Annotated in this window: 14 protein-coding genes; all 14 read right to left on the reverse strand. The window is 58.9% G+C overall.

The annotated features are described in order from the left end of the window. Positions 1–42: 42 nt before the first annotated feature. Complete coding sequence (gene rplS, locus HOJ95_01850) at positions 43–390, reverse strand: 50S ribosomal protein L19 (GenBank protein MBT6393425.1); 348 nt, start codon at positions 388–390, stop codon at positions 43–45. Continuing rightward, positions 387–1,007: an RNA methyltransferase gene (locus HOJ95_01855; GenBank protein ID MBT6393426.1), complete on the reverse strand. Its 621-nt coding sequence runs from the start codon at positions 1,005–1,007 to the stop codon at positions 387–389. The genes rplS and HOJ95_01855 overlap by 4 nt, the downstream gene beginning before the upstream one ends. Before the next feature lie 11 nt (positions 1,008–1,018). Then, a complete protein-coding gene (trmD, locus tag HOJ95_01860; protein ID MBT6393427.1) occupies positions 1,019–1,735 on the reverse strand; it encodes a tRNA (guanosine(37)-N1)-methyltransferase TrmD in 717 nt (238 codons plus the stop codon). After that, complete coding sequence (gene rimM / locus HOJ95_01865) at positions 1,725–2,255, reverse strand: 16S rRNA processing protein RimM (protein ID MBT6393428.1); 531 nt, start codon at positions 2,253–2,255, stop codon at positions 1,725–1,727. Before rimM ends, trmD begins: the two co-directional genes overlap by 11 nt. 11 nt (positions 2,256–2,266) lie before the next feature. After that, positions 2,267–2,512, reverse strand: a complete 246-nt coding sequence (gene rpsP, locus HOJ95_01870; protein ID MBT6393429.1) for a 30S ribosomal protein S16 — start codon at positions 2,510–2,512, stop codon at positions 2,267–2,269. Positions 2,513–2,523: 11 nt separating this feature from the next. Next, entirely contained in the window at positions 2,524–3,858 is a 1,335-nt protein-coding gene (ffh, locus tag HOJ95_01875; protein ID MBT6393430.1) for a signal recognition particle protein, read from the reverse strand. Positions 3,859–3,974: 116 nt separating this feature from the next. Then, positions 3,975–4,640 (reverse strand): ribulose-phosphate 3-epimerase, encoded by a 666-nt coding sequence (locus HOJ95_01880; protein ID MBT6393431.1) that lies wholly within the window; start codon positions 4,638–4,640, stop codon positions 3,975–3,977. 27 nt (positions 4,641–4,667) lie between these two features. Then, a complete protein-coding gene (locus tag HOJ95_01885) occupies positions 4,668–5,606 on the reverse strand; it encodes a PASTA domain-containing protein (GenBank protein MBT6393432.1) in 939 nt (312 codons plus the stop codon). A gap of 8 nt (positions 5,607–5,614) precedes the next feature. Continuing rightward, positions 5,615–7,114, reverse strand: coding sequence for a hypothetical protein (locus HOJ95_01890; protein ID MBT6393433.1), 1,500 nt, complete (start codon positions 7,112–7,114; stop codon positions 5,615–5,617). After that, positions 7,111–8,064, reverse strand: a complete 954-nt coding sequence (locus tag HOJ95_01895) for a methionyl-tRNA formyltransferase (GenBank protein MBT6393434.1) — start codon at positions 8,062–8,064, stop codon at positions 7,111–7,113. The genes HOJ95_01890 and HOJ95_01895 overlap by 4 nt, the downstream gene beginning before the upstream one ends. 103 nt (positions 8,065–8,167) lie before the next feature. Then, positions 8,168–8,686, reverse strand: a complete 519-nt coding sequence (def, locus tag HOJ95_01900) for a peptide deformylase (protein MBT6393435.1) — start codon at positions 8,684–8,686, stop codon at positions 8,168–8,170. Between the two features lie 73 nt (positions 8,687–8,759). Then, positions 8,760–9,320: a regulatory protein RecX gene (locus HOJ95_01905; protein MBT6393436.1), complete on the reverse strand. Its 561-nt coding sequence runs from the start codon at positions 9,318–9,320 to the stop codon at positions 8,760–8,762. Positions 9,321–9,453: 133 nt separating this feature from the next. Continuing rightward, on the reverse strand, positions 9,454–10,593 hold the full coding sequence (gene recA / locus HOJ95_01910; protein ID MBT6393437.1) for a recombinase RecA: 1,140 nt from the start codon (positions 10,591–10,593) through the stop codon (positions 9,454–9,456). Positions 10,594–11,008: 415 nt separating this feature from the next. Next, positions 11,009–12,160, reverse strand: a 1,152-nt coding sequence (locus tag HOJ95_01915) for a hypothetical protein (GenBank protein MBT6393438.1), incomplete at its 5' end; no start/stop codon positions are given.

The raw sequence follows: 12,160 nt of genomic DNA on the forward strand, positions 1-12,160 counted from the left end.
AAAGCCCCCGCCGATAATTGGTACCTGTATGTTTCGTCCGCACTAGTGCCGGCGCTTTTCCTTAATCTGGGCCGCCTTGCCCTTCCGGTCGCGCAGATAATAGAGCTTTGCCCTGCGGACGCGGCCATTGCGCAACACTTCGACCCTATCCACCCGAGGAGAGTGGACCGGGAAAATACGCTCGACGCCGATGCCGTAGGAAACCTTCCTGACGCGGAATGTTTCCCTGATCCCGCCTCCGCTCCGACCCATAACGAATCCCTCGAACATCTGGATTCGCTCTTTATCACCCTCAAGAATTTTGACATGAACCCTTACCGTGTCGCCAGGTCCAAAATCGGGGACATCTTTGCGCATCCCCTCTCGCTCAATGCGATCAATGACATTCAAGATATTGCTCCTTTTGCCTCAGAACCAGCAGCCCTAGCCGCCGTTATTTCCCTGTCGCCTAGAAGACGGTCCAGGATAATAGCCGCTGCCGCCCTGACTGACAAGTGATTAAATCCGGTATCCTCACGTCCCCGAAGGGGCGGAAGCCTGAAATCTAACCTATCCATGACCTCGGGCGCCAGCCCCCAGGCCGTTCCGAACAAAATCAGACTCGGTTGATCCGATTCCCGGAGGTGGCGGGCTAGTTCCCCGTATCCTGTAGCGCTCTCGCCATCAAGAGCTGAAGTCCCCACCAGCAAGGGTTTACAGCCTTCTCTGACCTCGACAGCCTCTAGCGCCACATCCAGGTCAGGGGCGACGAAAAGCTGCTTATCCAGGGTCTCTCCCCGCTGGGGATGGGTCCCTCGTCCGGCGCCGCTGACAAAATGGCCCGTGACATTCTCAATAAACTGCCTCTGAGCCGCCGAAGGGTGTACCACAAACGTACCCCTCACGCCATAGGTCCGGGCTGCTCGGGCCAAATCGTGCATATCGAGGCTCGTCACCGAGGAAGCCATCACCCGCCCGTTACGGTCCACCACCGGATGATGAACAAGCGCGATGTAGATCTGACCCATGCCCTATCCCCTCACCGCTCCAAAAGGCGCCTGTCCGCCTCGCTGAGCTCGGCCCGCTCAATCATATCGCCCCGGCGAGCCTGGGTGCGCTTAAGCGCCTCCTCGCGCCGCCAGAGACGGATTTTCTCGTGGTCCCCCGAAAGAAGCACATCGGGCACCCGCTTGCCCCTGAACTCAGGGGGCCGGGTGTAGTGGGGGCAATCCAGCAACCCCGTGGTGAAGCTGTCGTTGGCGGCTGAATCCTCGTTGCCCAGCACCCCGGGCAGAAGACGACTCACCGCATCGATTACGGCCAGCGCCGGAAGCTCGCCCCCCGTCAGGACATAATCGCCAATCGAAATTTCCTCGTCGATAAACTCCTCGCGAATTCGCTCGTCCACCCCTTCATAGCGCCCGCATATAAAAAGGAGGGGTCTCGCCTTTTCGGCCAACTCCTCCGCCTTTTTCTGATCGAACCTGCTCCCCTGGGGCGTCATGAATATACGCCGAGGGGCGCGATCAGCGGAAATCGTCTCTATTGCCCGCGCCAGAGGCTCTGGTTTCATCACCATGCCGCCTCCGCCGCCATAGGGCGTATCGTCCACCTGGCGATAGCTGCCCTCGGCGAAGTCTCTCAAGTCCCAGGCCTTGAATTCGACCAAGCCCTGCTCGCGCGCACGGCCAACAACGCCGTAGTCAAGCACCGTCTCAAGCATGTCGGGAAAAACTGTCAGCACATCAAAGCGCATCAGAATCCCCTTCCCCAAGATCGTCCAAATACTCTGGCGGCCGAAAAACCCATCGGTCCCCTTCCCGGCGAAGAACCACTTCCTTCATGGCGGGAAGAAGAAGTTCCTCTCCCTTAGGCCCCTTGATCACAATAATATCGTTGCCCCCTGCGCCAAACATGTCCACGATTCGGCCCAGCGAGCGACCCGTCTCATCTACCGCCTCTGTGTTCTCGAAATCCTCCCAATAGTGCACCCCCTCCTCGGGGCCGGGAAGAATATTTCTGTCCACCAGAAAAACGGAGCCCCGAAGCGATTCGGCCGCCTCGAGGCTATCGATGCCCTTGAACTTCCATACGACCGAGCCCTTCCCCCCCCTCTTAAAGGACACAATCTCAAATCTTCGGGACGGATCGGACGCCAGAAAAACCTCGGCAATCTCCCCATAAGTTTCGATGTCGTCCAACCAGGGGCGAACACGAACCTCACCCTTGAGCCCCTGGGCCTTGACCGCCTCCCCGACGGCCACACGCCCATCCATTCGAACGGGGCCTAGTTCTCGCTGCCGGCCTTGTCGATCAGGTTCTGGACCGTCTGGGTGGGTTTGGCACCCTTGCCAAGCCATTCCTTGATCTTCTCAAGATCGAGTTCGATGAGCGAGGGACTCTTTGTGGGATCGTAGCGCCCCACCGATTCAATAAACCGGCCATCCCTGGGCATATGCTCGTCCTGAACAACGACGCGATACCTAGGAGCCTTCTTCATTCCGCCACGGGCAAGCCTAATCTTTACTGCCAATGTCTCTCTCCTTATTGATTGAGCATCTGCTGCATCATTTTCATCTGATTGCGTTTTCCACCTTTTGAAAAACCGCGCATCATCTTTTGCATCTGCGTAAATTGCTTAAGCACCCTATTCACGTGCATGACTTCGGTTCCGCTTCCCGCCGCGATTCGCTTGCGGCGGCTTCCCTTTATGATGGCCGGGCGCCTGCGCTCCTCCTTGGTCATCGAATCGATGATAGCCACCGTGCGAGTAACTTCCCTTTCGTCCACCTCGGCGCCCTTGAGCTTGGCGCCCAACCCCGGAACCATCGAGAGGACATCACTCATCGAGCCCAACTTGCTCATTTGCTTCATCTGGTCCCGAAGCATCTCAAGCGTGAACGCCCCCTTTTGAAGGTTCGCGGCCATCTCCTGCGCCGCCTCGGGCTCAAAAGCCGCCTCGGCCTTCTCGATGAGCGAGAGCACATCGCCCATGCCGAGAATCCGCGAGGCCATCCGCTCGGGATGAAACTCCTCAAGGGCATCGAGCTTCTCACCCACACCCACGAGCTTGATGGGCACACCCGTTACCGCGCGAAGCGAAACCGCCGCCCCGCCGCGCGCATCGCCGTCCATCTTGGTGAGAACAACCCCGGTCAAACCCACGGCCTCGCCAAAGGCCTCGCCAAGATTCACCGCTTCCTGGCCGGTCATGGCATCCGCCACGAGTAATATCTCGTGGGGGCTGGCCGCCTTTTTCATGCGGCGAAGCTCGTCCATCAACTCATCGTCAACATGCATACGACCCGCCGTATCGACGATGCAATAATCATAGTGCTCACTCTTTGCCCGAGCCAGTGCTGCCTCGACGATGGCAACCGGATCGCTCATGCCCTCAGAATCAAAGGCGTCGGTCTCGGTCTGCTCGGCCAAGCGTTTAAGCTGCAAAATCGCGGCGGGCCTGGCCACATCCGCAGGCACCAGCAAAATACGGAGGCCCTGTTTTTTTAGCCGCAGGGCCAGCTTGCCCGCGCTCGTCGTTTTACCCGAGCCCTGAAGGCCGACAAACATCACAACCGTCGTGCCCGAGGCCGTCCTCTCAAGCGTCGCGCCCCGGCCCCCCATCAAATCGACAAGAGAGGCCTGAACCGCTTTGACCACTTGCTGCGAGGGGTCGATATGTGCGGCCTGGGCCACGCCAATCAAATCGACCCGAATTTTTGCAATAAAATCCTTGGCGACTTTAAAGTTAACGTCCGCCTCAAGGAGTGCCAGACGAATTTCCCGGAGAGCGGCATCAACCTCCTGCTCGCCAAGCACGCCGCGCGAGCGAAGATCCTTGAAAATACCGCTCAACCGATCCCGCAAACCCTCGAACATTTTTATCTCTCTTGCGCCCCATAGGTGGTAATAAATGACGAAAAAGGGGCATCAAACTCTAAGGCGCTAAAAAACATGTTTTTATAAGGGAAAGGCCCCTGTCTTGGCAACAGGGGTCAGCCTTCTCCTCGGATCGCCTCAATGGCCCCGGCATAGTCATCTGTGCCATAGACAGCAGAGCCCGCCACCAGTACATCAGCGCCCGCCTCGCGTATTTCTGCGGCATTTTGGGGCTTAACCCCGCCATCCACCTCCAAGAGGGCTGGAAGACCATTTTTGTCGATTTTCTCCCTTAAAGCCTGAATTCGTCCGATGGACTCGGGGATAAAGCTTTGCCCCGAAAAACCGGGTTTCACGCTCATAACGAGGATCATATCCACCTCTCCCAGCACCCACTCAATCGTCTCAAGCGGGGTGGCGGGATTCAGGGTCACTCCCGTGCCAACACCGAGCAACCGAATTTTATCAAGCGTCCGGCGAATATCGGTCGAAGTCTCGATATGCACGGTCAGAATATCCGCCCCCGCCTTGGCAAAGGCCTCGATGTAGTCATCGGGCTCCGAAATCATCAGATGAACGTCGAGCACCATGTCCGGCACGGCGCGGCGTGCGGCCTCCACCCCAAGCGGGCCGATCGAAATATTGGGTACAAAATGACCGTCCATCACATCGAAGTGAAGCCAATCGGCCCCCGCCCGCTGAACGGCTGCAATCTCCTCTCCCATCTCCTCGAACCGACACGAGAGCAGCGAAGGCGCCACCCGCACCCGGCCCGGCGTCATATCCGGTTTCGGCATTCTTTTGGTTTCCTAGTGGTCCTGTTGTTCGATGAGTTCGTCGTCAAGATAAATTCGAGCTCGTGTTTTGCCCTTCACCGCAATCATCAAATGAATTTCCTCGCCCGCACGAACCTCGCGCGCAAGCGCATCCTTACTCTGCCCGTTTGATTCAAGTTCCACACGAAGCTGGCGGCGCGGCCTACCCGAGGGCACCCGGTAGCGCAAAATGCTGAAGTTGCCAACAAGGGCTTGCGCACCCCGCGCCACGTCCACGTGCACCCGCTGACCTGCCAGAACGCGCTGGCCCGTCTGCGGGATCTGGGCAACGATGGTTCCTCGAAGAGCGCCCTCTCTGTCTACATAGCGCACTCGCCCGACCGTTAGCCCTACCTGGCGCACCCTGTCGAGCGCGGTGTTTACGCGCTCTCCGATCAGCGAGGGCATGGCATAGGCGCGCTCCCTCGGCCCCTGGCTCACAAGGAGGACCACCGGCTCGCCCCGGCGCACACTGTCTCCCACGGCAGGCCAAGTGCTGATCACCTCGTCCACCCGCTTTCCAGGCTCAAACACCCGCTCGACGAATCCAACTCTAAGGCCGCTCAGGCGAACCAACGTTTCTGCGCGGCTAAGATCCTCGCCCGTGATGGCCGGAACCACCACATCACGCGCCCCTCGGCTAATGATTAGCGATACGGCGCGCCCCCTGCGAATTCGACGCGCACCAGCCGGAAGCTGGCCCACAATATGATTTTGCGGCACATCGTCACTAAACGCCCAGCCGCTTATTTTCAGCGGTATCTCGCGCTCCCCTAGCAATTCGAGCGCGTGCACAATGTCCTGGCCCACCACCTGGGGGAGAAATACGCCATCACCCCCACGCGAAATATAAATCGCACCCAGGCCCGCCACTCCACCAATCGCCACCAGGAGAGTAGACCAGACGATAGTCCTCAAAAAAATCCTAATCATAATTCCTCTTAAACTCGCCGCCACCTAACGGTGAAAAATCCATCGAGCCCCCTGCCGCCCTCGGGCAACAATCGAAGCGCTCCGTCCGCGCCCACAAATTCCCTCGCCGCCGCCGGAAGAGAATCAACGGCCGGCTCTCTGACGAATTTGGCACCATCAATCGAGGAGGCTACCTCGTCCGTCTCCTCGGGCTCGTTCGAGCACACAGAGTAAATAAGCGCGCCGCCCGGCTTCACCGCACTAGAGGCGGCCGCAAGCAATTTCCTCTGGGCCTCGCCATGGCGTCCAAAGTCATTCTCGCGAAGCCGCCAACGAGCATCCGGGTGGCGCCGGATGACCCCGGCTCCCGAGCATGGGGCATCCACAAAAACGGTGTCGAACACATCGCCGAAGGCGGGTTTTCCCGCGTCCATCGCTAATACTCGGACCGGAACCCCAATTCTATCACAGTTGATTTTAAGCCGTCCGAGTCGGCCCAAGGTGTTGTCGGCTGCGACTATCCGGCCCCGCTTGCCTGCCATCCAGGCCATCACCGCTGTTTTCCCGCCCGGAGCGGCGCAGACGTCCAGCACCCGCTGGCCCGAGCCGACCCCTGAGAACCGCGCGGCCATGCTCGACGCTTCATCCTGAATAATAAACGCCCCCGCTTTATAGGCCCCGCTCTTTGAGAAGGAGGGTTGTCCGCCCCCACCCTTAGGCTTCATCCACAGGCTGTCGGGATCAACCTTGCCCGGCTCGGTGGCGATGCCCCCCTCTCCGAGGATATCCGCAAGGCGAGCGGCGCTGCCTTGCCAAGGATTTGCGCGAAAGACAACGGGCCCCTCGGTGTTATTCGCCTCGCAACGAGCACGAGTGGCCTCGGGTCCGAGCTGCGTTATCCATCGTTGAACGAGCCAGCTCGGGTGCGATTCCCAAATCGTCAATCGATCTTTTATCGCCTTAGGTGGCCGAAGCGGCTCGCGCAACACGCGCCGAAGAACAGCGTTCACCAGCCCTCTGGCGCCCCGGCCCTTATCTTGTCCAGCCAGATAAACCGAAGTGTTCACCGCACCATGATCGGGCACGCGATCCATGAACATTATTTGATAAACGCCAAGGCGAAGCGCCTCGCGCACACCACTAGACAAACGATCGGGCGGCTCGCTCAAAAATCGCTCGTAGGACGCATCGATGCGCCCCCGCCAGCGAAGCGTGCCGTAAAGAAGCTCGTGAAAAAATGCGCGGTCGCGCGCCTTGAAATCGCGGGAGGTGAATCGCTCAAGGAGATTCTCGGCGTTTGTGGGACGCCGCCCAAAGGCAACGAGCGCCTTATGCACGGCCTCTCTAACCGGGTCCGCCCCTGTGCCCGGCGTGATCTTTACCGGATCGTTTTTTGGGGGGCGCGATTTTTTCTTCTCGGGTCGCCTTTTTTCGCTGGGCGGCGCACCACGCAACTCTGAGGCTTTTTTAGGTTTACCTGATTTGTTTCTGGCGGGTCGCTTTCTCCCGCTTGTCGGTTCCTTACTCATTTTTCATCTCCCATCACCGCGCTTTCCGGCAGCGAGCTTCCTCTTAGATAATCCTCGGCGGACATACGGCGTTTGCCCGGCGGCTGCACTTCAAGAAGGAGCAGATCGCCCTCGCCCGTTCTGACACGAAGCCCTCGGCCCTCGGGCGAGTCCGCCTCCCCCAGCACCTCACCCACCCTCGCCGCTCTTTCCGGCTCGGCTTCCAGCGGGTAGGCGCACCAAATGCGCACCGCGCCTTCAGCCACCCCGGGCCACAGCGTTTCGGCCACAGGCCATGGGCGAAGGCCACGAATCAAAAGATCGAGGGCTGCCGCACTTTTTGTCCAGTCGAGCCGGGCCTCGTCCTTGGTGAGCTTTTCCGCATGGGTGACGAGGGCGGGATCTTGTTCCCTCTCCACCACCTCCCCGCTATCGAGACGCTCCAGGGTGTCAACGAGAAGCCCTGCGCCCGCCTCGGCAAGTTTATCGTGCAAATTCTCTGATGTGTCTCGCGGCCCGAGGGGTACCACCACTTTGCCAAGAATTGCGCCTGCGTCCATCTCCTTGGCGACCCGCATGGTGCAGACACCACTCTCGCTATCGCCCGCCAGAAGGGCTCGTTGTATCGGGGCGGCACCACGCCAGCGGGGCAGCAGCGAGGGATGAACATTTACCCCACCGAGGGGCGGAATCGACAGCAGTTTTCCTGATAAATATTGGCCATAAGCAACCACCACAGCCGCATCGGGCCGAAACGCCTCGATATCAACACTGCGCACCCGCTCGGGCTGGAGCACCTCTAGCCCCAGTTCAAGCGCTCGCACCTTCACAGGCGGCGGGGTTAGCTTTCGGCCCCGCCCGGCAGGGCGATCCGGCTGGGTAAAAACAGCTTCCACCCCGATGGGGGATGCCACGAGCGCCTCAAGCGAGGGCAGCGCGAACTCAGGCGTCCCCAGAAAAACAGTGCGCATAAAACTCTCCCGAGAAAGGTCACTTGCAACGTCTCTTTCATACGCAGGCTAAAAGCGGGGGTCAATCGTAAGGGAGGAAAAGCCCAGGAATTGGCACAAAATATCAGGCGGCGGGCGAGGCCTTTATGCGTTTTTTCATGCGGCGCTTGATGAGCTCGCGCTTCAAGCGATTGAGCCTGTCCACGAAAAGCTTGCCGTCGAGATGCTCTATTTCATGCAGCAGCACGCGGCCCAGGCGATCTTGGGCGTTAAAAAGAATTTCCTTGCCCTCAATGTTGAGCGCACGCACGTGCACACGCTCGGGGCGCTTAATCATCTCGAAAATATCCGGAAAAGAAAGACATCCCTCATTGGCCTCCACCTCCTCGCCCTCGGTGGAGACAATTTCCGGATTTACGAGAACATGTAGTTGAGATGAATCCTCGCCCACCGATAGATCGACCACGACCAAACGCACCAACTCACCCACCTGGGGGGCGGCAAGACCAACGCCAGGGGCCGCATGTACTGTCTCCACCATATCGGCGGCAATTGTGCGGATGCGCTCGTCGATATCCTCGATGAGCTGGCAGGTTTCCCTGAGCGCAGGGTCGGGATAGAGAAGTATGGGAAGTTCAGCCATTTGGTGAATCAGCTCTCAAAAAGGAAAAGCCGCCTTAACCTCATTAAGACCGCTATCAAATATCAAAAAAAAATTAAGCCTCGCGCGGGGTGTCGTCAAAATCATCGAGCGGCGCCTCTGCCTCTAGTCTAACGATTTCATCCACGACTTCAATGGAGACCCCTGCCGGAAACCCGCGCCCCTGCAGGAAACGAAGCAAACGCTCCCGAAGCTTATCCTTTCCCCGAAACGCCTTCAATCGCTTTTGGGCAGCGCGGCGGGCAGATTCAAGCTCGCCCTCCTCGCCATAGCCCTCGGCAAGCGCCAACTCGGCAATCTCTTGTGATACGCCAATGCCGCTAAGCTCGCGCGCCATCGAGCGGCGACCCATCGGCCTGGCCCTAAGCCTGCGCCGCACCCAACTGCGCGCCGCCGCCTCATCGTTGAGATAGCCAATTTCCTCGTAGCGATGAAGCAGCGCCTCAATCTCCGCGCCCGGAAATTTTCGCCCCCGAAGCTTGCGGCCAAGCTCATATCTTGTGTGCGAGCGAAGGGCGAGTATCCGCAAAGCAGACGCCTCCATCCGCTCGCGGACAGAGGCGAGCCCTTCCCCCTGCTGATTGTCATTTGAGGTTTTTTGGTTTGCAAAACTCACGAGGCCCAGCCCTTTAATTCTCCGTGAAACCCATCTTTTGAGCGGGCAATTCTCGTGGACATATCACTCGGGTATCGATCCGACCGGTGGCCCGGGCAACTACCAGAACTGGCAGATTAGAGCCCTCACATATTTACTGGGGAGTAACCTTTTCAGCCTCTACCTTATCCTCTGCATCGGGCACGGTATGCTCGGCCACCCCATTTGTGGTCTCAGGCTCGGCCTCGGCCTCGGCCTCGGCCTCCTTGGGTGCAAACGTCGCCCGAAGCCTTCCCTCTATGTCGTTATAGATATCGGGATTCTCTTTCAAAAAGCGCTTGACGTTCTCTCTGCCCTGGCCAATGCGGTCCTCGCCAAACGAATACCAGGCGCCCGATTTATCGACAATTTCTTTTTCCACCGCCAAATCGAGCACATCGCCCTCCCGCGAAACGCCATGCCCGAACATGATGTCGAACTCGGCCGTGCGGAATGGGGGGGCCAACTTGTTTTTCACAAGGCGCACCCTTGTTCTGTTGCCCACGCTCTGATCGCCCTCTTTTATGGCGGCGATTCGCCTAATATCCATCCGAATCGATGAGTAGAATTTCAGCGCGTTCCCGCCCGAGGTCGTCTCCGGGTTGCCGAACATCACGCCAATCTTCATGCGGATCTGGTTGATGAAGATGAAACACGTGTTCGAGCGATGCACCACGCCGGTAAGTTTTCGCAAGGCCTGGCTCATCAAGCGCGCCTGGAGGCCGACATGATGATCCCCCATCTCGCCCTCAAGCTCGGCCTTGGGAACCAGGGCCGCCACCGAGTCAATTACTATTACGTCAACCGAGCCGCTGCTCGAAAGAATTTCCGAAATTTCAAGCGCCTGCTCGCCCGTGTCTGGTTGCGATACGATCAGGTTGTCGGTGTCCACGCCCAGCGCCTTGGCGTAAATCGGGTCAAGGGCATGCTCGGCGTCGATGAAGGCGGCTGTCCCACCCATCTTCTGCGCCTCGGCAACGATGTGGAGCGCGATGGTCGTTTTACCCGAGGACTCGGGGCCAAAGATTTCCATGATGCGCCCACGCGGCACCCCACCGATTCCCAGCGCGGCGTCGAGCGATATCGAGCCCGTCGGAATCGACGGGATGGCCTCAAGATCCGGCCCCTCGCCAAGGCGCATAATCGAGCCCTTGCCAAACTGGCGGTTAATCTGCGTGAAGGCAGAATCCAGTGTTTTATCTTTACGATCTTTATCTTTGTCCTGCGCGTTGGAAGACCCGTTCTTCTGACTCATTGGAAAAAACTCCTCGGTGGAGGGGATCGCATATCGTGGGGCGGGTCGCGATCCAATCTAGGTGATCTTGGCCCCGGCCTGCAACGATCAATCGCCCGGCGGCCATTTTTTATCGAGATTTCTCAAAAAATATTCCGCCCGGCGGCGAGGCGGCCACCCCCGCCCGGTGGGCAACCGTCTTTCGCCACCAGAGCGAAAACAAATAACTATAAAAAAACATATATAACAATGCCTTACAATAACCATACCTATTAAATCCACAAATTACTTTCGGTATGTATACGCCACCCAAATAGCGAAAGTCAAGCGAAAAACACTTCGTTTCCCAAAAATTGTTTCACCCCCGCAAAAAAAGCCCCCCGGCCTCTTCCTTCAAGACCGGGGGGCGGTTTTACTTCTTGTCGCTTATGGGCGGCTAATTCTCGGAGAAATAGCTGCCCCCCCGCCAGTCGGCAAAGTCGCCCACGTAGCGGTTCTCGCCTCCGCTCACGGTGGAGAAACTGCCGCCTGCGTTGTTTTGATAGCCCCCGGTTATGCTGGATTGCGTGCCGAAGGCATAACCGCTGTAGCCCCCGCTCACGCTGGAGTAAATGCCCCAGGCTTTGTTGGTTTCGCCCCCGCTCACGCTGGAGCTCTCGCCGCTGGCCATGCCGTCGAAGCCCCCGCTCACACTGGCGTACCTGCCGCCGGCCTGGTTATTAAAACCTCCACTCACGCTGGCATTGTAGCCTAAGGCTCTGTTGTCTATGCCCCCGCTCACACTGGCGAAGGGGCCGTCGGCTCTATTTCTCTCGCCCCCGCTCACGCTGGTGTAGTAGTCGCTGGCGATGTTGGCAGCCCCCCCGCTCACGCTGGCGTAGTCGCCGCTGGCGGTGTTTTCCAGCCCGCCGCTCACACTGGCGTAGCCGCCGCTGACGATGTTGTTCTGCCCCCCGCTGACGCTGGCGTGGTTGCCGCTGGCGGTGTTGGTGTTGCCTCCGCTCACGCTGGTGTAGTTGCCACTGGCTGTGTTGGACTGGCCCCCGCTCACGCTGGCGTAGTTGCCGCTGGCGGTGTTGTTGTCGCCCCCGCTCACGCTGGCGTTGAAAGTGCCCGTACTCGCGGTGTTGTTTACTCCGGCGAGGAAGGCGTGGTGGCCCAGCGCGTTGTTGCCGGAGCCGCCGAGCAGGTTGCCGTAACCGGAATAGGAGTGGAAAGGCCCGACAACAAGGTTGTGCGAGCCTGTCTTGTCGTTTGAGCCAGAGTCCTCACCGTAGCCGACAATAAGGTTGCCCTTGCCGTTCACCGTGCCCCAGGTGTCCCCCGAGCCGCTTCTCACATGAAGATTTGCGCCGGTGATGAAGATATTGTCGCTCGCATCCACCGTCACATACGGATCAAGCGCGCTCGAAGCGGTGTGCGCCCCGGTGACATAACCCGCCGCGCTGACAGCCGCGACGACCTCGGCGTCGGTCGTATGAGCACCGGTGACGAAGCCAAGAGCCTGAACCCCGGCGAGATCAAGCTGGGTGTTGGTGTCTGTATCCACCGTGTGCGGCCCGACGACGGTAAGAATCTCCGCATCCGT

It is taken from the genome of Nitrospinaceae bacterium (assembly GCA_018669005.1).
Lineage (GTDB): Bacteria > UBA8248 > UBA8248 > UBA8248 > UBA8248 > UBA8248.

Excerpts from the sequence above, each read along its gene's own strand:
- HOJ95_01855 (MBT6393426.1), bottom strand. The coding sequence starts at position 1,007 with ATGGGTCAGATCTACATCGCGCTTGTTCATCATCCGGTGGTGGACCGT.
- HOJ95_01895 (MBT6393434.1), bottom strand. The coding sequence starts at position 8,064 with ATGCGCACTGTTTTTCTGGGGACGCCTGAGTTCGCGCTGCCCTCGCTT.
- trmD (MBT6393427.1), bottom strand. The coding sequence starts at position 1,735 with ATGCGCTTTGATGTGCTGACAGTTTTTCCCGACATGCTTGAGACGGTG.
- recA (MBT6393437.1), bottom strand. The coding sequence starts at position 10,593 with ATGAGTCAGAAGAACGGGTCTTCCAACGCGCAGGACAAAGATAAAGAT.
- rimM (MBT6393428.1), bottom strand. The coding sequence starts at position 2,255 with ATGGATGGGCGTGTGGCCGTCGGGGAGGCGGTCAAGGCCCAGGGGCTC.
- def (MBT6393435.1), bottom strand. The coding sequence starts at position 8,686 with ATGGCTGAACTTCCCATACTTCTCTATCCCGACCCTGCGCTCAGGGAA.
- HOJ95_01885 (MBT6393432.1), bottom strand. The coding sequence starts at position 5,606 with ATGATTAGGATTTTTTTGAGGACTATCGTCTGGTCTACTCTCCTGGTG.
- ffh (MBT6393430.1), bottom strand. The coding sequence starts at position 3,858 with ATGTTCGAGGGTTTGCGGGATCGGTTGAGCGGTATTTTCAAGGATCTT.
- HOJ95_01890 (MBT6393433.1), bottom strand. The coding sequence starts at position 7,114 with ATGAGTAAGGAACCGACAAGCGGGAGAAAGCGACCCGCCAGAAACAAA.
- HOJ95_01880 (MBT6393431.1), bottom strand. The coding sequence starts at position 4,640 with ATGACGCCGGGCCGGGTGCGGGTGGCGCCTTCGCTGCTCTCGTGTCGG.